The 20,133-nt window shown below is 72.0% G+C and carries 14 protein-coding genes and 1 pseudogene; 6 read left to right on the top strand and 9 right to left on the bottom strand.

The annotated features are described in order from the left end of the window. Nucleotides 1-65 precede the first annotated feature (65 nt). From IE168_RS00155 to IE168_RS00130, 6 genes and pseudogenes are all read right to left on the bottom strand, one after another. Nucleotides 66-1,211, bottom strand: coding sequence for a COG3904 family protein (locus IE168_RS00155; protein ID WP_189494007.1), 1,146 nt, complete (start codon nt 1,209-1,211; stop codon nt 66-68). Between the two features lie 115 nt (nt 1,212-1,326). Then, complete coding sequence (locus IE168_RS00150; RefSeq protein ID WP_229822963.1) at nt 1,327-4,962, bottom strand: error-prone DNA polymerase; 3,636 nt, start codon at nt 4,960-4,962, stop codon at nt 1,327-1,329. Further along, the gene (locus IE168_RS00145; protein ID WP_189494006.1) at nt 4,959-6,440 is read right to left on the bottom strand and encodes a Y-family DNA polymerase; all 1,482 of its coding nucleotides are present in this window, start codon (nt 6,438-6,440) and stop codon (nt 4,959-4,961) included. The genes IE168_RS00150 and IE168_RS00145 overlap by 4 nt, the downstream gene beginning before the upstream one ends. A gap of 123 nt (nt 6,441-6,563) precedes the next feature. Continuing rightward, nucleotides 6,564-7,205: pseudogene (imuA, locus tag IE168_RS00140) on the bottom strand (translesion DNA synthesis-associated protein ImuA); the annotation flags it as partial. Continuing rightward, nucleotides 7,202-7,876 (bottom strand): transcriptional repressor LexA, encoded by a 675-nt coding sequence (gene lexA / locus IE168_RS00135; protein ID WP_189494004.1) that lies wholly within the window; start codon nt 7,874-7,876, stop codon nt 7,202-7,204. The pseudogene imuA and the gene lexA, both read right to left, overlap by 4 nt. Before the next feature lie 187 nt (nt 7,877-8,063). Next, nucleotides 8,064-8,282 carry an addiction module protein gene (locus IE168_RS00130; protein ID WP_189494003.1) on the bottom strand — a complete coding sequence of 73 codons (219 nt, stop codon included), beginning with the start codon at nt 8,280-8,282 and terminating at the stop codon, nt 8,064-8,066. Nucleotides 8,283-8,382: 100 nt separating this feature from the next. Between IE168_RS00130 and IE168_RS00125 the strand changes: the two genes are divergently transcribed. From IE168_RS00125 to IE168_RS00105, 6 genes are all read left to right on the top strand, one after another. Further along, nucleotides 8,383-9,837: a Wadjet anti-phage system protein JetA family protein gene (locus tag IE168_RS00125; protein WP_189494002.1), complete on the top strand. Its 1,455-nt coding sequence runs from the start codon at nt 8,383-8,385 to the stop codon at nt 9,835-9,837. Further along, nucleotides 9,834-10,508: a DUF4194 domain-containing protein gene (locus IE168_RS00120; protein WP_189494001.1), complete on the top strand. Its 675-nt coding sequence runs from the start codon at nt 9,834-9,836 to the stop codon at nt 10,506-10,508. The genes IE168_RS00125 and IE168_RS00120 overlap by 4 nt, the downstream gene beginning before the upstream one ends. After that, complete coding sequence (locus tag IE168_RS00115) at nt 10,495-13,923, top strand: SbcC/MukB-like Walker B domain-containing protein (RefSeq protein WP_189494000.1); 3,429 nt, start codon at nt 10,495-10,497, stop codon at nt 13,921-13,923. The genes IE168_RS00120 and IE168_RS00115 overlap by 14 nt, the downstream gene beginning before the upstream one ends. Then, a complete protein-coding gene (locus IE168_RS14445) occupies nt 13,920-15,230 on the top strand; it encodes a Wadjet anti-phage system protein JetD domain-containing protein (RefSeq protein WP_229822962.1) in 1,311 nt (436 codons plus the stop codon). Before IE168_RS00115 ends, IE168_RS14445 begins: the two co-directional genes overlap by 4 nt. After that, on the top strand, nt 15,172-15,297 hold the full coding sequence (locus IE168_RS14780) for a type II toxin-antitoxin system ParD family antitoxin (protein ID WP_386658980.1): 126 nt from the start codon (nt 15,172-15,174) through the stop codon (nt 15,295-15,297). Before IE168_RS14445 ends, IE168_RS14780 begins: the two co-directional genes overlap by 59 nt. A 204-nt stretch (nt 15,298-15,501) precedes the next feature. Then, a complete protein-coding gene (locus IE168_RS00105) occupies nt 15,502-18,033 on the top strand; it encodes an excinuclease ABC subunit UvrA (protein WP_189493998.1) in 2,532 nt (843 codons plus the stop codon). 30 nt (nt 18,034-18,063) lie between these two features. Here the strand turns inward: IE168_RS00105 and crcB are convergent, their stop codons facing one another. The 3 genes from crcB to IE168_RS00090 all read right to left on the bottom strand — a co-directional run bounded on the left by crcB (nt 18,064) and on the right by IE168_RS00090 (nt 20,105). After that, nucleotides 18,064-18,447, bottom strand: a complete 384-nt coding sequence (crcB, locus tag IE168_RS00100; protein ID WP_189493997.1) for a fluoride efflux transporter CrcB — start codon at nt 18,445-18,447, stop codon at nt 18,064-18,066. Nucleotide 18,448: 1 nt separating this feature from the next. Beyond that, entirely contained in the window at nt 18,449-19,576 is a 1,128-nt protein-coding gene (locus tag IE168_RS00095; RefSeq protein WP_189493996.1) for an alpha/beta fold hydrolase, read from the bottom strand. A 67-nt stretch (nt 19,577-19,643) separates the two neighbouring features. Next, nucleotides 19,644-20,105 (bottom strand): GNAT family N-acetyltransferase, encoded by a 462-nt coding sequence (locus tag IE168_RS00090; RefSeq protein ID WP_189493995.1) that lies wholly within the window; start codon nt 20,103-20,105, stop codon nt 19,644-19,646. Nucleotides 20,106-20,133: the final 28 nt, after the last annotated feature.

Here is a 20,133-nt window from a genome sequence, read left to right as displayed (position 1 = left end):
ACTGCCGCTTCGGGGTCGCAGCTGTAGCTGCTCCTACAGAAAGGCAGCGAGGGCAGCCGGGGGGGTTACGGCGAGCCACTGCTGCCGGAACGCGCCGCGGCGTCATCGGCCAGGGCGGACTCGTGGCCGCGGCGCTCGTCCACCGGGGCGTCGGGCGCCGGCGCGCGGCGCTGGAAGAACGCGCTGCGCACCACGTCGAACTCGCTCATCGGGCTGTCGTCGGGGCAGGTGGCGTCGGGGAAGCCGTACTGCTCGCGCAGCGCCAGGCCGCATTCGTTGAGCTCCTCCAGCTCGCGCTCCGGCGCCTTGCACTGGCGGTCGAAGTTGCGCTGGAAGGCATCGCGGCGGCGCACGAAGTCCTCGCCGCACTTGCGCATCAGCTGCAGCCGGTCGAGGTCGTCCTGCGCCGGGTTGGTGCCGTCCAGGCCGTACTCCAGCAGCTCGTCGGCGGTGAGCAGGCGCAGGTTGCGGTTGGGCACCGCCATCATCATGTCGGCCACGGCCACGGCGACGCCGTTGCGCGCCAGGTATTCCTTCACCCGACCATAGACCGCCTGCAGCTCCTCGTTGAGCTGCGCGCGCGAGGTGGCGGTGGAGCTCATGCGGATGATGCGGTGGATGCCGACCGGACCCGAAATCATGCGCACGTCGCCAGCGCCCAGGATCAGCACGCAGGCGCTGTGGCAGCTCGCGCCGTCGCGCACCCAGATCGTCCAGCCGGAGGCACCGATCGCGTCGCCGGCCTTGATCGCGTCCTCCACCTGGCCGCCGCTGGAGTCGATGTCGAGCACGCGCTTGCCGATCTCCATGCGGTCGGCGATGGCCGCCACGCGCTCCACCAGCGCGGTGAAGCCGGCATTGATCTTGCCCTGGTAGCGCAGCCGCAGCAGGCCGACCTCCTGGCAGGGCTTGAGCGCATCGGCGACGTTGAGGAAGGCCAGGCTGGTGAGCGCCTGGCCGTCGCCGGCGCTGGCGTAGTCGAGTTCGCAGCTGATCGCGGCGCTGCCGTCGGCCAGCGCGGCTTCGGGCCAGTCGGTGCCCGTGCGCACGTCGTAGGGCTTGGGCGCGGCTTCGACCGGAGCGGAAATGAATTCGCCGGCGCCGCTGGCTTCGGTGACCGCGTCCGGCTCGGGCTCCGGCGGCGGCTGGGGCTGCGCGCTGCAGCCGGCCACGAGGACGCACAGGGCGAAGGCGCGGAGGAAGGACGGCATGGAGGGACACGGCAAGGACATGTCGCTCCAGTCTATGGCCTGCCCGGGGCGCGGGACGCAACGCAGGATGAACCCTGCCGTCGCGGCGCGGGATGCGCCGGCGACCCGCTCGCATTCAGCGGAAGTCGCGCGATTCCGCCGGCAATCCGCCCAGCAGGCCCGAGAGGTCCTCCAGGCCGCCGGCGATCAGGTGCTCGACCCCGTCCACCCGCTCCCAGCGCCCGCGCACGCCGAGCAGGGTCGCGCCCAGCAGCGCCTTGCGCCAGCGCTCGGCCACGCGCGGCCAGACCACTACGTTCACCATGCCGGCCTCGTCCTCGAGGGTGACGAAGATGGTGCCGCTGGCGGTCTGCGGCTTCTGCCGCTGGGTGACGATGCCGGCGGTGGCGACGTGGCTGCCGTGGCGGCGACCGTGCAGCTCGCGCGAACCCAGCAGCCGGCGCGCGCGCAGCTGGTCGCGCAGCAGCGCCAGCGGATGCGCGCGCAGGCTCAGGCCCAGTGCGCGGTAGTCGGACAGCACGTCCTCGCCGGTGGTGGGCGCCGGCAGCATGACCGCGTCCTCGTCCGGACTGCCGGCCAGCAGCGGCCGCTGGCGCTCGATGCCGGCGACCTGCCAGCGCGCGTCGTGGCGATGGCCGGCGAGCGACTGCAGCGCGCCGGCTTCGGCCAGCGCGGTGCGCGCCTTCGCGTCGAGTCCGGCGCGGCGGCAGAGGTCGGCGACGTCGCGGAAGGGGCGCCGGGCGCGGGCGGCGAGGATCGCGTCCGCGACGTCCTCGCGCAGGCCGGCGACCTGGCGGAGGCCGAGGCGGATGGCGGGATTGTGGATCCGGGACACGCCTTCTCCGTACGCGGCACCATCGCCGCTGTAGGAGCAGCTACAGCTGCGACCAGGTGCCCCACGCGAGGACAGGTCGCAGCTGTAGCTGCTCCTACAGGGGGATTCGGCCAGGGTGCTGTCCCAGTCGCTGTGGGCGACGTCGACGGGGAGGAACTCCACGCCGGGGCGGTCGCCCTTGCCGCGGCGCGCGTCCTGCACGATCTGGCTGGGCGAATAGAAGCCCATCGGCTGCGAGTTCAAGAGCGCGCAGGCGAAGGCCGCCGCCTCGTGGCGCTTCAGCCAGCAGCTGGCGTACACCAGCTTGGCGAACGACGCGGCGTGGCTTTGCGGAAAGCCATACGAGCCGAAGCCCTTGATCTGCTCGAAGATCTGGTCGATGAACTCCGAGGCATAGCCTTTGGCCTCCATCAGCTCGCGGATGCGCAGCCGGTGCGGCTCCATGCTGCCGCCGTGGCGCCAGGCGGCCATCGAACGGCGCAGGCCGTCGGCCTCGCCGGGCGTGTAGCCGGCGTGGATCACCAGCTCCATCACCTGCTCCTGGAACAGCGGCACGCCCAGCGTGGCGCCCAGGATCTCCTCGATGCCCTGCGAGGGATAGCTGACCGGCTCCTGGCCCATGCGCCGGCGCAGGTAGGGATGCACCATGCCGCCCTGGATCGGCCCCGGCCGCACGATCGCCACTTCCACCACCAGGTCGTAGAAGGTCGCGGGCTTGAGCCGCGGCAGCATCGTCATCTGCGCGCGCGATTCGATCTGGAACACGCCGATGGTGTCGGCCTGCTGGATCATGTCGTAGGTGGCCCGGTCCTCCTTCGGGATGGTGGCGAGCTCGAGCTCGCGGCCGCGATGCGCGCGCACCAGGTCCAGCGCCTTGCGGATACAGGTCAGCATGCCCAGCGCCAGGCAGTCGACCTTGAGCAGGCCCAGCGCCTCCAGGTCGTCCTTCTCCCACTGGATGATGGTGCGTTCGGCCATGGCCGCGTTCTCCACCGGCACCATCTGCCACAGCGGCGCATCGGAAATCACGAAACCGCCGACGTGCTGCGACAGGTGCCGCGGCTTTCCACGCAGCATCGCGGTGACGGCGAGGATGCGCGCGATGAGCGGGTTGTCGATATCGAAGCCCACGTCGGCCAGGCGTTTGTCCATCGGCGTTTCACCATGGCCCCAGCCGAAGCAGCCGGCCAGGAGCGTGACCTGGTCGGGCGGCAGGCCGAAAGCCTTGGCCACGTCGCGCACCGCGCTTTTGCCGCGGTAGCGGATCACGGTGGCGGCCAGCGCGGCGCGTTCGCGGCCGTACTTGCGGTAGACGTACTGCATCACCTCCTCGCGCCGCTCGTGCTCGAAGTCGACGTCGATGTCCGGCGGCTCGTTGCGCTCCTTCGACAGGAAGCGCGCCATCAGCAGCCGGCTTTCCGCGGGATCGACCGAAGTGATGCCCAGCGCGAAGCACACCGCCGAGTTCGCCGCCGAACCGCGGCCCTGGCAGAGGATCCCCTGCCCGCGTGCGAAGCGGACGATGTCCTCGACAGTAAGGAAGAAGGCTTCGTACCGGAGCTCGGCGATCAGGGCGAGTTCTTCCTCGATGGTCGCGGCGACCTTCGGCGGCGTGCCTTCGGGCCAGCGCCGCCGCATGCCGGCCTCGGTGAGCTTGCGCAGGTGGCTGGTTGGCGTCTCGCCCGCCGGCACCAGCTCCGCGGGATAGGTGTAGCTGACCTCGGACATCGAGAAGCGGCAGCGGCGCGCCAATGCGGCGGCGTTGTCCAGCAGTGCGCGCGGGAAGATGTTGCCGAGCGTGTGGCGGTGGCGCAGGTGGCGCTCGCCGTTGCGGAACAGGTGCGCGCCGGCCTCGGCCAGCGGCAGGCCGTGGCGGATGGCGACCATCGTGTCCTGCAGCACGCGCTGGCGGCGCGTGGCCATGTGCACGTCGCCGGTGGCGAGCGCCGCGAGGCCGAGGTCCGCGGCCAGCGCGAGCAGCCGCGCGAGGCGCGCGGCATCGTCGTCCTCGCGGTGCAGCTCGACGGCGAGATGCGCGCGGTCGCCGAAGACGCGGCGCAGCCAGGTGCCCTCGGCTGCGTCGGGATCGCGGCCGGGAAGCCAGAGCGCGAAAAGTCCGCAGGGGGTTTCGGTATCGGCCTCACCGGCCTCACCGGCCTCACCGGCCTCATCGGCATCACCGGCTGCACCTGTAGGAGCAGCTATAGCTGCGACCCGGAGTTCCGGAAGGGCCGGGTGATCGGGGTCGCAGCTATAGCTGCTCCTACAGGGGACGTTGGGGGCGGCGGCGGCGGCGGCGGAAAGCCCGGCTTCGACATCGGTGCGGGAGAGACGGTATTCGCCCTTCGGGGCCGCGCGGCGGGCGATGGTGATGAGCCGGCACAGCTGCGCATAGCCCGCAGCGTCCTCCACCAGCAGCACCAGGCGCAGGCCGTCGTCGAGCCGGAACTCCGCGCCCACCACCAGCCTCACCCCGGTGATCTTCGCCGCCTCGTGCGCGCGCACGATGCCGGCCAACGAGCATTCGTCGGTGATCGCCAGGGCTTCGTAGCCGCACTGCGCGGCGCGGGCGAACAGCTCCTCGGCGCTGGCCGCGCCGCGCAGGAAGCTGAAGTCGGACAGGCAGTGGAGTTCGGCGTACGGCGGTAGTTGTGTCGCGGTCGCCTGTGCCGCGGTTGCATGCGCTGCGGTTGCCTGCAGCCCTGTGGGAGCGGCTATAGCCGCGACTGTCGTGCGATCGGGGTCGCAGCTGTAGCTGCTCCTACAGGGAGGGGGGGCGGCCGTTGGATCGTTTGCCGCTTCGAGGCGCGCCTGCATTTGTCGCTGCATGCGCACGATGCGCGGCGGCCTGGCGCCGGGCGTGTCCGGGGCGACGCCCCAGGGCAGTTCGTCGTCGTGATCGTCGCCGCGGCTCATGCGAACCAGCCGTGCAGCATCCAGTCGCCCTGCACGCCCGGCGGCGCGAAGGCCCAGGCGCGCTGGCCGCGCGAGGTTTCCAGCACGTAGTAGTCGCGGCGCGCATCCTCGCCGTCCCACCAGCCGCTTTCCAGGCGCTCGGGGCCGGACACGATGCGCAGCTGCGCATCGCGCAGCGGCACTGGGCGCGGCAGCAGCCAGGCCGGCCGCGGCGGGCGCGGCGGCGCGGGCATGGCGCAGGCCGCGTCGCCGCCCTCGCCTGAATCGGCACGCCGCCAGGCGCGCTCGGGACGCGGATCGCCGGAGGGCGCGATGCGGTGCACCGCTTCGTCGCCCAGCCGCGCGCGCAGGCGCTCGCGCAGCTGCGGCCAGGGCACGGCCTGCGCCGGGCGGGTGTCGAACAGGTCGCGCTCGGCCGGCACGAACGGCGGCAGCTCGCGCGCCATCAGGCGCAGGCCGATCACCGGCGCCGGCAGCGCCACCTGCTCCAGTCGGTTGCGCGTGAGCTCGAACAGCAGCCCGGCGTCGCGCTCGGCGGCAAGCAGGCCGACCGGCACCTCGGTGAAGCGCACCGCGTCCTGCTGCACCTGGTCGGCTTCGTGCGAGGGCAGCGCGTGGCGCGCTTCGTGCTCCAGGCGCAGGGTGAAACGCTGCACCCCGCCGTCGCGCGCGGAGAGATACGTGGCGAGGTCGGCGATCAGCCGGCGCAGCGGGAACAGCAGCGCCTGGTGGCTCTCGACCTCGAAGCCGAGTTCGATGCGGCCGTCGAAATGGTCCGGCGGCGCGTACAGCTGCAGCGGATCATCGGCATCGCCATGCAGGCGGTCGAGATGCTCGAGCAGTTCGACGCCGAAGCGCCGCCGCAGGCTGTCGCGCGGCAGCGCGCGCAGGGCGCCGAGCGTGCGCACGCCCATGCGCTGCAGGCGCTCGCCGGCGTTGCCCGGCAGCGCGGCGCGGCGCACCGGCACCCGCGCCAGCGCCTCGCGCATCGCGTCCGCGCTGGTGACCGCGAAGCCGTCGCGCAGGCCGGCGAACACCCGCGCCGCGCGCGGCGTCGGCGCCAGCGCGATGCGGTGGCTGAAGCCGAGGCCGTCGAGCTCCTCGCGCAGCCGCGCCTCGAAGCGCGGCCACGGCCCGAACAGGCGGAAGCTGGCGCGTACTTCGAGCACGATCACGCCCGGCCACCGCGCGCTCACCTGCGAACTGTGGCGGTAGGCCCAGGCGGCGAGGAAGCGCTGCCAGCGCGCCTCCGACGCGGGATCGTGGTCGACCATCGCCACGTCCGCCAGCAGCGCGTGCGCGGCCGACAGCCGCATGCCCGGCTTCAGCCCGGCTTCGGCGGCGGCGGCGTTGACCGCGTGCAGGTGGCGCAGCTGCGCAGGGCCGGACACCAGCGCCAGCGGCCGCGACGGATCCGGCATGCGGCGGAGGACGGCGTCCAGCGCCAGCCGCGGCAGCGCGATGCAGGCCCAGAGCATGGCGGCTCAGCCCGCCGTTGCAGAAGCAGCTGTAGGAGCAGCTATAGCTGCGACCACATCCTTGCGACACCGGGTCGCAGCTGTAGCTGCTCCTACAGCTGCTCCTGCAGTCGTGCCTGCGGGCAGCTTGAACGGCCGCCCCGGCGGATTGGCACCGCGGCATTTGCGGACATGCCAGCCGCCCTCGCCCACTGCCGCGTATTCCAGCCGCAGCGCCGCCGGCGACGGGTTGGCCGCATGCTTCGCGTCGCGGAAGGCGAAGCCCAGGCAGTCGCCGCTGTCGGCGGCCACCTGCAGCCGCCGCAGCGCCGGCGCATCGGCCTGCAGCGGCCAGCCCAGCACCGCCGCGCAGGCCGCGCTGCGCAGGCACTGTTCGAAGGCCCACAGCGCGCCGCGCGCGTCGGCCTGGATGATTTCGAGCTGGCGCAGGTCCACGCCCGCCGCCTGCCATGCCGGCGCATACGGCAGGTAGGGCGGCGCCACCAGCGCCACGATGCCGCCGGCCCGGGTCAGCCGCGCCAGCATCGGCAGCAGCAGCGAAAGCTCGCCCACGCCGTCGGCGGGCAGCAGCAGTTCGGTCAGCGCCGCGCGCGGCCAGCCGCCCTGCGGCAGCAGCGCGTCGAGCGCGTCATGGCCCGTGGGCTCGCCATCGTCGGCCACCGCCGGCGCCCGCGCCGCGCGCCAGACCGTGCGCGCCGACAGCATCGCGTCGAGGTCAGGCGGCGCGGCAGGCACGGGCATCGCAGGGGCCGGCACGGCGCTCATTCCGCGCGCACCAGCCCGCAGTAGATGCCTTCGATGGCGAAGTCGCTGCCCGGCGGCACCTCGATCGGCGCGTAGTCGGGATTGCGTGGCAAGAGCCGCAGCCGCGAGCGCGTGCGTTCCAAGCGCTTGATGGTGATCTCGCCGTCGATGCGCGCCACCACCACCTGGCCGTTGCGCGCATCGCTGGCGCGCTGCACCGCCACCAGGTCGCCGTCGAAGATGCCGTCGTCGCGCATCGAATCGCCCTTCACCCGCAGCAGGTAGTCCGGGCGGCTCGAGAACAGCGCGCGGTCGAGCAGCACATGGCGCTCGACGCCGGCATCGGCGCCGATCGGCGAACCCGCGGCCACCCGGCCCAGCACCGGCAGGTCCAGGCGGTCGTCGCGGACCTTCAGCCGCGTGCCGGGGATCTGGCGCCCGCGCCCTGCCCGGCTCGACGCGCCGCCCTGCGCCAGGGCGCCCACCACGCGGATCCCGCGCGCCTCGTTGGGTCGAACCTCCAGGTAGCCCGCCTGCTGCAACCGGCGCACGTGCTTGTGCGCCGCGCAGGCCTGGCGGAAGCCGAAGGCGTCGGCGATCTGCTGCAGCGTGGGCGGCGCGCCCTCGGCCTGGGCATGGGCCTGGATGAAGCCGAGCACGTCGCGCTGTCGGTGGGTGAGGTCGTCGGTCATGGGTAAAAATCTATTTACCTTTGCAGGCAAGGGCAAGCCCGGCTGTCGGATGGATTCCGGCACCGGGCGGTCTCAGGGAGTGAGAGGGGTTTCAGATCAGCAGCTTGGCGGCGAGCCCGACCAACCTGAACGGGCGACCTAGTCCTTTACCCGACGGACCAGTCGGGCCGGACTGCGCCGATGCGCATCAACGCCGGAACAGCTTCGACCGCACCTCGTCCCAAGCAACTGCGGAAGACGGATCGCGCTCGTGTGCATCCAGACGGGTCTGGATTTCCTGCAGCTGGCCAGACGTCAACGTGAAGGCGTCGGGGTTTTCCGCCGGAATGCTGTCCCAGATGTCCTCCGCGAGCTGGATCCGCTCGGACACGGAAAGCTTGGTGAAATCTGGCCTGGCCTGACTCATGAAAGCAGTATGGACCGCCCGTCTCGCCTGCCGCGACGCACCCGGCGATACTTCCCGGTCCAAGGAGCTGTTCCGGGCGCAGGCCCGGCCGGGGAATCCGTTGACCACGTCGCCACCCGCCCTGTTCTCGCTGGTCCCGCCGGGGCTGTTCGGCCCCTTGGCCTCGGCCAACCGCGAACACCACTGGCTACTGCTGTGCCGCCTGCACGACGAGTTCTTCGGCGGCCCGGATGCGCCCGTGCCACCCAGCCACGGCTATCCGCGGCGCGAGATCACCGCCGCGATCGAGCGCTACCTTCTCGCCGACGATCCCTGGGACGACGACGACGGCACGCCGCCCGGCAGCCCGCTCACCCTGCGCGCCAACAATCTGTACGAGCGCTTCCGCCAGGCCGGCTGGCTGCGCCAGGAAAAGTTCGGCGCGCGCGAGATGGTGATGATGACGCCGGCGGTGTCGCAGCTGCTGTCGCTGCTGGTCGAGTTCAGCGAGCGCGGCCCGACCTTCGTCTCCGCCCGCATCCGCTCGATCGAACTGCAGCTCCAGCAGGTCATCGAAGGCCGCGCCGGCGGCGACACCCTCGACGAGGCCGCCGACCAGACGCGCCGGCTGCTGGCCTCGCTGGCCTCGATGAGCCTGCAGGTGCGCGACCTGATGCCCGAGCTGAGCCGCTCGGAGACCACGGCGCAATTCGCGCGCCAGTGGTTCGAGCGCTACGTCGGCCGGTTCTTCATCGGCGACTACGCCGACCTGCACAAGGCCGACCACCCGCTGGCGCGGCGCAGCGCGATCCTGGCCATGGCCCGGCAGCTCGAGGGCGGCGGCTCGCGCGAGCGCCTGCTGGCCTGGTACGCCGACCACATGGCCGGCGGCGATGCCGGACGCGCGGACGCCCGTCTGGAGCGCAGCCTGCGCCGCCTGCGCGAGCTAGAGCGCATCGACGAGTACCTCGTCCGCCTCGACGAGGACATGCGCCAGGCCAACCGCCGCGCGATGGCCTTCCTCGACTACCGGCTGCGCGCGCCCGACCGCCTGGACGAGTTGCTGCGCCGCGCCATCCGCGGCGCCCAGCGGGCACCGGAAGACGTGCTGCGCATGCCGGTCGCACCCGGCGCGCTGATGGACGAAGCGCAACTGCGCCCGCCCCGGCGCAAGCCGAAGCCGATCCCGCGCAGCGCCAACACCGTGCAGCGCCCCACGCCGGAACAGCTGGCCCGGCTGGCGCTGCTGCGGCGCATGAAGCGCGCGCGCCTGGTCACCGCCGAGGACATGGCGCGCTACGTTGGCCGCCACCTCACCGCCGAGGGCCGCATCGACTCCGCGATGCTTCAGATCCGCTCGATCGAGGACCTGCGTGCATACCAGACGCTGCTGACCCTGGCCCAGCGCAGCCGCCGCAGCGGCGGCCTGCGCCGGGACGACCCGCTGGGAGGCCTGCTGCGCGGCTTCCGCGTCGAGCTGGCCGACGCCGGCGACGGCCCCGGCGACAACGGCTACCTGCTCGCGCCGCGCTTCACCCTCCACCGCCTCGCGCCGCCGCACCGGGACACCGCATGAAACGCAGTTGGACCACGCTCAGCCAGCTCACCAACGGCACCTATGTCGAACAGGACTTCGAGCGCGCCGCCTGGCGCCTGGTGACCGAGCAGGTGCTGTACGCCACCGACCACCGTTCGCGCGTGGCCTACCACCTGGTCGAGGAGTTCCTCGACGACTTCACCGCCGCGCTCGCACCGCTGGGCATCCGCCTGGAGCGCAACGCCGCCCACCGCTACATCATCGCCCTGCCCCGCCACGGCGAAGGCACGCCGGTTCGCCTGGACGAGACCCTGTTCCTGCTGGTGCTGCGCCAGCGCTACGACGAAGCCATCCGCCAGGGCCGGGTGGAGGAGCACGGCGAGGTGGTGGTGGAACTGCCCGACCTGCAGGAAGCCTGGCCGGCGCTGACAGGCCGGCCGATGCCCGATATCGGCACCCTGCGCATGCTCGCCGCCACCCTCCGGCGCTGGGGCTGCTGCCGCCTGGTCGAGGGCGAGGGCGACGCGCTGCAGCCCTTCCACCTGATGGTGCGCCCGGCCATCGTCGACATCGTCGGTGAGCAGTGGCTGCAGCGCCTGGACCAGCACAGCCTCGACGACGAGGACGACGGCGACGACAGCGGCAGCGACACCGGCAACGCCGATGGCAGCACCGTCGCGGCCGCGGAGGACGACGATGCAGCTGCTTGAGCGCATGCACCTTGTGCAGTTCTTCCTGTTCGAAGCGCAGACCCTGCAGTTCGACCGCACCAGCGCCATCATCGCGCCCAACGGCGCCGGCAAGAGCGCGCTGCTCGACGCGCTGCAGATCGTCCTCCTCGGCGGCGACCGCCGCTACATCCACTTCAACGCCCAGGCCGGCGGCAAGGCGCGCTCGCGCAGCATCCGCGACTACTGCCTGGGCGTGTACCGCAGCGGCGACGAGGGCCGCAAGCGGCGCGCCGCCACCACCTACATCAGCCTGGTGTTCCGCGACCAGCACAGCGGCCTGCCGCTGACCGCGGGCATCGCCCTTGGGGCCTCGGCCGACGAGCCCGAGCACCGACAGCACGGCCTGTACCTGCTGCCGGGGGTGGCGCTGGACCTGGAGGACCACGTCGAGCGGATCGATGGCCTCGAGCTGCCGCTGGAATGGAGCCGCTTCCGCGCCCTGGCCGGACAGCGCTGCCGCGAGGCCGGCACCGGCCCCGAATTCCACGCCAGCGGCGAGCGCTTCGTCCGCGACCTGCTGACCCGGCTGCGCGCCTCGCCCGGCGCCCACCCGGACTTCAACGCCTTCCGCAAGGCGTTCCAGAACGCGCTCAACCTGCAGCGGGTGGAAGATGTCGACCTGTTCGTGCGCACGCTGGTGGCCGAGGACCGGCCGACCGATGTCGCCCGCTTCCGCGCCCTGCTCGACAGCTTCCGCCAGATCAAGGAGCGGATCGAGCAGCTGCAGCAGCGCATCGACGCCGCGGACGGGGTGGATGCGAAGTACGGACGGATCGCCACGCAGTCGGTGCGTGCGGCCTCCTACCGCGCGCTGGCGGCGGAATACGAGCGCGATCTCTTCAGCGAACAGGTGGAGACCGCGCAGGACGAGACCGGGCGCGCGGGCGAAGCGCTCGCCGCCCTCGGCCGCGCGCTGGAAGAAGCCCGCTTCGGCCGCGCACGCCTGCGCGAGGAGTACGACCAGGCCCGGGCCAGGCTGCAGGGCAGCGAAGGCTACGGCGAGCAGGCGCAGCTGGACGAACTGGCCGAACGCGACCTGGCGCGCCTGCGCCAGCTCAAGGCCGCGCTGTTGCAGGAGATCAACCAGGTACGCGACCGCTTCCGCGACGTCGGCAGGCTCGGCCTGCCCACCGTGGACGCCGGCGCGCTTGCGAAGGCACGCGCCTACTGGGATGACTGGCACGAGGCCCTCGCCGCCCTGCCCGACGCCGTGGCGCTGCCTTGGTCACCCGAAGCCCTGCACGCGCAGGCGAAGGCGGCCCTCTCCGCGGCGGCACCGCTTGTGGCGGCGGTTGAAGGCCACGCGCGCGAGCGCCACGCCGCGCTCGACAAGACCCGCGACCGCCTCGCCAGCGCGCGCCAGAACCTCAAACGCCTCGCTGCCGGGCAGGCCGAGCTGAATCCCGAAGCCGTGCGGCTGATGAACTACCTGCGCGACGAGGGCATCGCCGCACAGCCGGTCTGCGACCTGGTGCGGGTCACCGACCCGGCCTGGCAGGCGGCGATCGAGGCCTACCTGCGCGGCAACGTCGAAGCCCTGCTGATCGCGGAAAAGGACGAAGAGCGCGCAGTAAGGCTGTACCGCTCGCTGCGCGACGCGCGCGCCGTGTACGGGGTCAAGCTGGCCCTGTCCAGCCAGGCCCGCGGCACCCGCGGCGCCGAGCCCGCCGCCGGCAGCGTGGCCGCCCTGCTCACCGGCGACAACGCCGACGCCCTGGCCTTCCTGCGCCGCCAGCTCGGCGAGTTGCGTTGCGTCGACACCGAGGCCGAACTCGTCCGCAGCCGCCAGGCCCTGGCCCGCGACGGGCTGCTCGCCAAGGGCGGCAGCATCGAACGCCTGCGCCTGCCGGCCACCGCCGAGCTGAAGATCGGCGCGTCCAGCAGCCGCGAGCGCGCGCGCGTGCTGCGCGAGGATGCCGAGGCCGCCGAAGCCGACGTCCGCCGCCTCGAGCCCGAGCTCAGGCGCGCCGAGGACTGCCAGCGCGGCATGGCGCGCATGGCCGACCCCGAAGGCCTGGCACACGCGCTGCACGCCAGCGCGCTCGAATACGTCCAGGTCGAGGCCCGCTACCGCAGCGAACAGGACAGCCGCACGGCCGCGCTCGACGCCGACCTGCTGCGCATGAGCGAACGCGTGGCGGCGCTGAAGCAGGAGGCCGACGAGGCGGACGCCCGCTGGGTGCGGCTGAACCGCGAGGAGGAGCTGGCCGGCAGCGCCCTGAAGCAGAAGCAGGCCCTGCTGGGAGCCCTGCGCACGGAGGCGGAGAAGGCCGCCCGCGCCGCGGTCGACGCCTTCCGCGACCAGGACGTCGACGCCAACATGGTCGAACGCCACCGCGACGAACTCGACCAGAAGTTCGCCGACCTCAAGCACCGCACCGACACCTGCCGCAAGCGCGAACGCGACAATGCCGAGCAGCTGCAGAAACTGCTGCCCGAGGCGTGGAGCGCGCTGCAGCAGTACGCCACGACGCACGGCGTGGACATCGGCTTCGAAGCCAGCGAGTGGCGCGAGGCCCGCCGCCTGCTGCAGGGCGAACTTGCGCGCCTGCGCGACACCGAGCTGGTCAACTACCAGGCCGAGGCCCGCCAGGCCTACGACACCGCGGTCGAAACCTTCCGCAGCAACGTTGCCAACACCCTGCACGACAACTTCGTGCGCCTGAAGACCCAGATCGATGCGCTCAACCGCACCCTGCGCAACAGCCCCGCGTTCTCCAACAACGAGCGCTACCGCTTCCACTACGAGGTGCTGCCCGACTATCGCGACCTGCACCGCTTCATCGGCCGCGTCGCCGACCTCGGCGGCGAAGACACCCTGTTCGGCAGCGCCGGCGAGGTGCCCGCGGCCTTCGGCGAACTGATGGACGAAAGCGCCAGCGCGCGCGCGATCGACTCGCCGCTGGACGACTACCGCCGTTTCTTCCAGTTCGGGGTGCAGATCCGCCAGGACGAGCGCGTGATCGGCACCCTCAGCGAGCGCATGCGCTCGGGCTCCGGCGGCGAGCACCGCGCGCCTCTGTACGTGATCGCCGGCGCCGCGCTGGCTGCGGCCTACGGCAAGAGCGAAGCGCATCCAGGCGGCCTGGGCCTGGTCCTGCTCGACGAGTTCGGCGACAAGATCGACGCCCAGAACGCGCGCGCGACCACCAACTACCTGCGCTCGCTCGGCCTGCAACTGGTGCTGGCCGCGCCCGATACCGCCCAGGGCACGCTCAGCGGCGTGCTCGACAGCTACATCGAACTGTTCCGCGACGAGGACCTGCTGCAGGCCGAACGCGTCGAAGTGAAGGAAGCCGCGCGCGAACTGCTGCTGAGCGACCAGTTCGACCTGCACCCGGAGCTGCTGGCCGAGGAAACGGCGCGGATCCAGGCGCAGCAGGCGCCGTCGTGAACCCGGCGCGCGGGACGCTGGAGCGGCTGCTGCGCAAGGGCGAGCGCGCGCGGCTGCGCGGCGATGCCGCGGCGGCGTCGCTGCCGATGACGACCGCCGCCAGCGCGAAGGACTACCTGGCGCTGGACACCCTGGCCGACCGCGAGGCCTTCCATGCCCGGATCGCCATGGCCGAGCGCAGCGGCGCCATCGGTGTCGAACGCGACCGGCATCGCGGTGACGGCCAGCGTCTGCTGCGGATCACAGTGGCCGACTTGGATGCGCTCGCCGCGCACCTGGGCGTGCAGCTGCTGGATGCCCGCGCCGCGACTGCGGCAGGACTGCTGCAGCCGTGGCAGGCGCGCTTCCCGGTCCTCGATACCGTGCTGCAGGCCTGGCGCAGCGACCGCAAGGTGCGCGCCCAGGGTCCGGAGGCCGCCGCCGACCTCGCCGATGCCGCCCGCGCGGTGGCCGCCCTGCAGGACGCCCCCGGCGGCGAGCGCATCCTGCGGCGCGAGAGCGTGCGCCTGTTCGGTGACAGCAAGCGGTTGGAGCGGCTGACGCCCTTGCTGGAGCTGCTGGTCACCGGCGAAACCGCCGCATCGGGGCTCGTGCGCGAGGAGGTGTGGTCGGCGATCGGCCTGCGCCGCGAACCGCAGCCTCTGCTGCTGGCCGGCCGCGGCCACGTGGACCTCGAAGGCAGCGTCCTGCCGCTGGTCCGCCCTTACCTCGGCCTGCCCATGGACACGCTGCGCAGCCTGGCCACCGACGCCCGCTACCTGTTGACGATCGAGAACCTCGCCAGCTTCCACGACGCAACGAGCCACCCGGCCGCCGCGCACGGCCTGCTGCTCTACACCGGCGGCATGCCCTCGCCCGCCTGGCGCCGCGCCTGCGCGCGGATCATCGCCGGCCTGCCGGCCACGGCCACCCTGTACCACTGGGGCGACATCGACGAAGGGGGCTTCCGCATCGCCGCCGTGCTGGCCGAGGTGGCACGCGGCGCCGGACGCACCTTGCAGCCGTGGCGGATGTCGATGGCCTCGCTGGACCAGACCATGGACGAGGGCATGCATCGCCAGCCCACTCCCGCCACCCTCGCCGCCATGCAGCGCTGGGCGCGGCGCGCCGGCTGGGACGAGGTGGCCGGGGACCTGGCGCGCCAGCCGATGCAGCTGGAGCAGGAGCGGCTGGAGATCGTGCTGCCGGTGGTTACTATCCGGCACATGCCTCCGGATGACAGCCATGGCCAAGCACACGAGCATCAGCATGGACGAAACAGCCGAAAGCAGGCTGGAAGTGCTTCGCCAGGCACTACGCGAAGGTGAACGCAGCGGGCGGGCCGACTACAGCTACGATTCCCTGGTTTCCGAACTGGACGCCGAGCAGCTTTGAGCTGGTTTTGGCCTCACCAAGGCCACCCGGGCTGATCAAGACCCCGCCACGCGCCGGCGCGCGTGTCCGCGCCCTTGGCGCTGGTGATCCAGTCGGCGTACTCGCGCTGCTTGAGCGGGCTATCGCGGCCTGCTTTGACGGCGCGCTTTGACGGCGCGTTCCTTCACCACGAGCGATAGTGGCCGGCCACCCGGGAGTCCACGCATGCCCCGCTCAACCAGATCCCGCGGATCCGCCCCCACCAGCGCCTTCGTGCAGGTCCGCGGCGCCCGCGAGCACAACCTCCGCGACGTCGACGTCGACATCCCGCGCGACGCGCTGGTCGTGTTCACCGGCATCTCCGGCTCCGGCAAGTCGTCGCTGGCCTTCGGCACGCTGTTCGCCGAGGCGCAACGGCGCTATCTCGACTCGATCTCGCCCTATGCGCGGCGCCTGATCGACCAGGCCGGCGTTCCCGACGTCGATTCCATCGAGGGCCTGCCGCCTGCCGTCGCCCTGCAGCAGCAGCGGGGATCGCCCAGCACGCGCTCCTCGGTCGGCAGCGTCACCACCATCTCCAATTCGCTGCGCATGCTGTACTCGCGCGCCGGCCTGTATCCGCCGGGCCAGGACATCATCCATGCCGACGGGTTCTCGCCGAACACGCCGGCGGGCGCATGTCCGGAATGCCATGGCCTGGGCCGGGTCTACGACGCGACCGAAGCCTCGATGGTGCCCGACCGCAGCCTCAGCATCCGCGAGCGTGCCGTGGCCGCGTGGCCGCTGGCCTGGCACGGGCAGAACCTGCGCGACATCCTGACCACGCTCGGCCACGACGTGGACCTGCCCTGGCACCGGCTGCCGAAGAAGACCCGAGACTGGATCCTGTTCACCGACGAGCAGCCGGTGGTGCCGGTGTACGCGGGGTTCACCCTGGCCGAGACCCAGCGCGCGCTGAAGCGGAAGATGGAGCCCAGCTACATGGGCACGTTCACCAGCGCGCGCCGCTACCTGCTGCACACCTTCGCCAACACGCAGAGCCCGCTGATCAAGCGGCGCGTGTCGCAGTACCTGCTGAGCACCGTTTGTCCCACCTGCGACGGCAAGCGTCTGCGCCGCGAGGCGCTGTCGGTCACGTTCGCCGGCCTCGACATCGGCGCCCTGTCGCAGCGGCCGCTGACCGAGGTGGCCGGGCTGCTCGAGCCCGCTGCCAATGGAAAGACCGGCACCACGAAGCAGCACCCCGAGCAGGCGGTGGCGGCGCAGCGCATCGCCGCCGACCTGCTGGCGCGCATCCGCATCGTGGAACAGCTGGGCCTGGGCTACCTGACGCTGGAGCGCACCACGCCGACGCTGTCGCCGGGCGAACTGCAGCGCCTGCGCCTGGCCACCCAGATCCGCTCGCACCTGTTCGGCGTGGTGTACGTGCTCGACGAACCCTCCGCCGGCCTGCATCCCGCCGATACCGAATCACTGCTGCGCGCGCTGCACGCGCTGAAGGAGGTCGGCAATACGCTGTTCGTGGTCGAACACGAGATGGACGTGATCCGCGATGCCGACTGGATCGTGGACGTCGGGCCCGGTGCGGGCGAACACGGTGGGCGCGTGTTGTACAGCGGGCCGCCGGCCGGGCTCGCGCAGGTGGAGGCGTCCAGCACGCGGCGGTATCTGTTCGACGGCGCACCGCGGCCGGCGCGCGCGCCGCGCACGCCCACGGGCTGGCTGCGCATGCGCGAGGTCACCCGCAACAACCTCGACCAGGTCGACGTCGACATCCCGCTCGGCGTGCTGGCCACCGTCACCGGCGTGTCCGGCTCCGGCAAGTCCTCGCTCGTCAGCCAGGCCCTGGTCGAACTGCTCGCGGCCCACCTCGGGCAGGCACCGGGCGATACGGAAGAGGAGGTCGATCCGCTGGAACGTGGTGACCCGCAGGTGTCCGCGGGCCGCGTCGAGGGCCTGGAGCAGGTGCGCCGCCTGGTGCAGGTGGACCAGAAGCCCATCGGCCGCACGCCACGCTCCAACCTCGCGACCTACACCGGCCTGTTCGACCACGTGCGCAAGCGCTTCGCGGCGACGCCCGCCGCGCGCAAGCGCCGCTACGACGCCGGCCGCTTCTCGTTCAACGTCGCCAAGGGGCGCTGCCCGACCTGCGAGGGCGAAGGCTCGGTGTGCGTGGAACTGCTGTTCATGCCGAGCGTGTACGCCCCCTGCCCCGACTGCCACGGCGCCCGCTACAACGAGGCCACGCTGGCAATCACGCTCGAGGGCCGCAACATCGCCGAGGTGCTGGCCATGACCGTGGCCGAGGCCGCGCGGTTCTTCGCCGACGATGCGGCGGTGCTGCGTCCCCTGCAGGTGCTGGAGGAAGTTGGCCTGGGCTACCTGCGCCTGGGCCAGCCCGCCACCGAGCTGTCGGGCGGCGAGGCGCAGCGGATCAAGCTCGCCACCGAGCTGCAGCGCGCCCAGCGCCGCGACACGGTGTACGTGCTCGACGAGCCCACCACCGGGCTGCACCCCGCCGATGTCGACCGGCTGATGCAGCAGCTGCAGGCGCTGGTCGACGCCGGCAACACGGTGCTGATGGTCGAGCACGACATGCGCGTGGCCGCCGACAGTGACTGGATCATCGACATGGGGCCGGGGGCCGGGCAGGACGGTGGCCAGGTCGTGGTCGTTGGGCCGCCGGGCAAGGTCGCGGGCCACCGGCGCAGCAGGACGGCGCGGTTCCTTGCCGCCGAGCTGGCCCAACAGACCTGACGCGCCCGGCGGTAGCGCCTGCCGCGCGGCTCAGCGCCCCGCCAGCCCCACCAGTTTCAGGCCCAGCCACACCGCGGCGATCCCCAGCACCACGCTGCCGCCGGCGTACAGCTCGGCGGTGGCCAGCTCGCCGCGACGCAGCAGGTGCACCGCTTCCAGGCCGAAGGCCGAGAACGTGGTGAAGCCGCCGAGCAGCCCGGTGAACAGGAACAGCCGCGCGTCCGGCCCGAAGGCGTGGTGGCGCTCGGCGAGGCCGGCAAGGATGCCGACGACCAGGCAACCGAGCACGTTCACCGCGAAGGTGCTGTACGGAAAGCGCCCCTGCGCCGTCAGGTGCAGCACCAGCCCGCCGAGCGTATAGCGCGCGACCGCGCCGAGGAAACCGCCGAGGCCGACCAGGAGGATGGGATGCATGTCAGCGGCCGTCCGGCGGAACCGGCTTGGCAGGCGCCGCAGCCAGTGGCCGCACGTGCTCCAACAGCGCCAGCAGCGTCCGCCCCGGCTCCTCCCACGGAATCATGTGCGCGGCGTGCTCGAACCAAACCGCGCGCTTGTACGGAGCCTGCACCTGGTCCAGCCACTCCGCGGTCGGCGCCGAGGGCGTGGTGTAGTCGTGGCGGCCGAGGAACATCACCACCGGAATCGGGAACTCGCGCACGCCGCTGAAATCCACCTGCAGGAACTCGTCGAGCACGTGTTCGAGCGTGAACACGTTGCCGGCGAAGAACGCGCGCCGGTCCTCGCAGTCGTAAGCGGGCGACAGCAGCGAGGCACCGTAGTAGTAGTCCTGCTCCGCGTCACGGTAGGCATTGAGGCCGCCGTAATGCTGCGGCCACTTGCGCGCGATGATGATGCGATCGCGGGTGATCGGCGCCTCGCCCGGATAGGGCGCGATCGACTCCAGCTCGGCGACCGCCGCGGCATTGCCGTCCGCGCGTGCCCGTGCCAGGCCATATTCGAAGCTCAGCCGCTCGTTGCGCCGGGTGTCGATGACCTGGCCGATACCGACGTAGGCGTGGAACAGGTCCGGTCGCTTGAGCGCCGCGTGCATGGCCACCACCGTGCCCCAGCTGTGCCCGGCCAGCACCAGCTTGTCCTTGCCGTAGCGCCCGCGCAGGTGCTCGGCCACCTCGATGGCATCACGGACGAAGCGCTCGATGGCCATGTCGCCGGCCACCGCGTCCGGATCGTTCGCGCGATGGGTCTTGCCGGCGCCGCGTTGGTCGTAGTGGGCGACGGTGAAGAACTCCTCCACCGGCCGCTGCCACTGCCACGCGCTGGGCATCGCCGGCGACGACGGCCCGCCGTGCACGAACAGGATCATCGGGTTCGCGCGATCCTGCCCACGCACCTGGATCCACTGGTCGATGCCACCGATGCGCTCGGCGTAGGTGTCCTGCACGCCGTCGGGCGTGACGATGCGCTGCAGGTCGGCCACGACCGCGCGGGCCTTGTCGAAGGACTCGCCGGAAGGACAGGCCGCCTGGCCGTGGGCGAGGACAGGCAACGCGAGCAGCAGCAGCGCGGTGAACAGTCGTCTCATGATCCGGTTTCCGAGCGGTGGAGCGGGAAGCCTACTGCGCCGCCCGGCTTCCGACATGGGGCAACGGTCATCGCACGGCGGGACGCGGCGTCCACGCCATGTGCAGCGTGCCTTCCGCCTCGGACTCGACCGCGAAGCCCAGCCGCGCGTACAGCACCCGCGCCGCATTCTCCACGTAGACCCGCAGCTGCAGCCGCCGATGGCCTCGCTGCAGGGTGATCGCCTGCGCCTGCCGCACCGCCCAGCCGCCGACGCCCTGGCGCTGGCGCGCCGGCACGATCTGCAGGTCGCGCAGGCCCAGTGCCTCGCCTTCGGGAAGCAGGCGCAGCAGGCCGATGGCCTCGTCGCCGGCGACGATCATCAGGTTCTCGAACTCCGTCCAACTGGCGCGGAAGCGCGCCGGGTCCCAGGCGAAGCCGCGCGCTGCGCGGTAGCCGGCCATGTTGGTGCGGCTGAGGTGTTCGCAGAAGGCGAAGTCATGCGCGGTGGCGGGCCGTAGGGTGAGACTGGCGATAAGTGCTCCCGCCATCGGCTCAGAACCCGACGACCTGCTGCGC

Source organism: Luteimonas padinae, assembly GCF_014652935.1.
Taxonomy (GTDB): Bacteria; Pseudomonadota; Gammaproteobacteria; order Xanthomonadales; family Xanthomonadaceae; genus Luteimonas; species Luteimonas padinae.
This window is presented reverse-complemented; position numbering and strand designations above follow the sequence as displayed.

Coding starts and splice junctions, on each gene's coding strand:
- IE168_RS00155 (WP_189494007.1), bottom strand. CDS start 1,211: ATGCCGTCCTTCCTCCGCGCCTTCGCCCTGTGCGTCCTCGTGGCCGGC.
- IE168_RS00115 (WP_189494000.1), top strand. CDS start 10,495: ATGCAGCTGCTTGAGCGCATGCACCTTGTGCAGTTCTTCCTGTTCGAA.
- crcB (WP_189493997.1), bottom strand. CDS start 18,447: ATGCATCCCATCCTCCTGGTCGGCCTCGGCGGTTTCCTCGGCGCGGTC.
- IE168_RS00090 (WP_189493995.1), bottom strand. CDS start 20,105: ATGGCGGGAGCACTTATCGCCAGTCTCACCCTACGGCCCGCCACCGCG.
- IE168_RS14780 (WP_386658980.1), top strand. CDS start 15,172: ATGGACGAAACAGCCGAAAGCAGGCTGGAAGTGCTTCGCCAGGCACTA.
- IE168_RS00130 (WP_189494003.1), bottom strand. CDS start 8,282: ATGAGTCAGGCCAGGCCAGATTTCACCAAGCTTTCCGTGTCCGAGCGG.
- IE168_RS00150 (WP_229822963.1), bottom strand. CDS start 4,962: ATGAGCCGCGGCGACGATCACGACGACGAACTGCCCTGGGGCGTCGCC.
- IE168_RS00145 (WP_189494006.1), bottom strand. CDS start 6,440: ATGCTCTGGGCCTGCATCGCGCTGCCGCGGCTGGCGCTGGACGCCGTC.
- lexA (WP_189494004.1), bottom strand. CDS start 7,876: ATGACCGACGACCTCACCCACCGACAGCGCGACGTGCTCGGCTTCATC.
- IE168_RS00120 (WP_189494001.1), top strand. CDS start 9,834: ATGAAACGCAGTTGGACCACGCTCAGCCAGCTCACCAACGGCACCTAT.
- IE168_RS00105 (WP_189493998.1), top strand. CDS start 15,502: ATGCCCCGCTCAACCAGATCCCGCGGATCCGCCCCCACCAGCGCCTTC.
- IE168_RS00095 (WP_189493996.1), bottom strand. CDS start 19,576: ATGAGACGACTGTTCACCGCGCTGCTGCTGCTCGCGTTGCCTGTCCTC.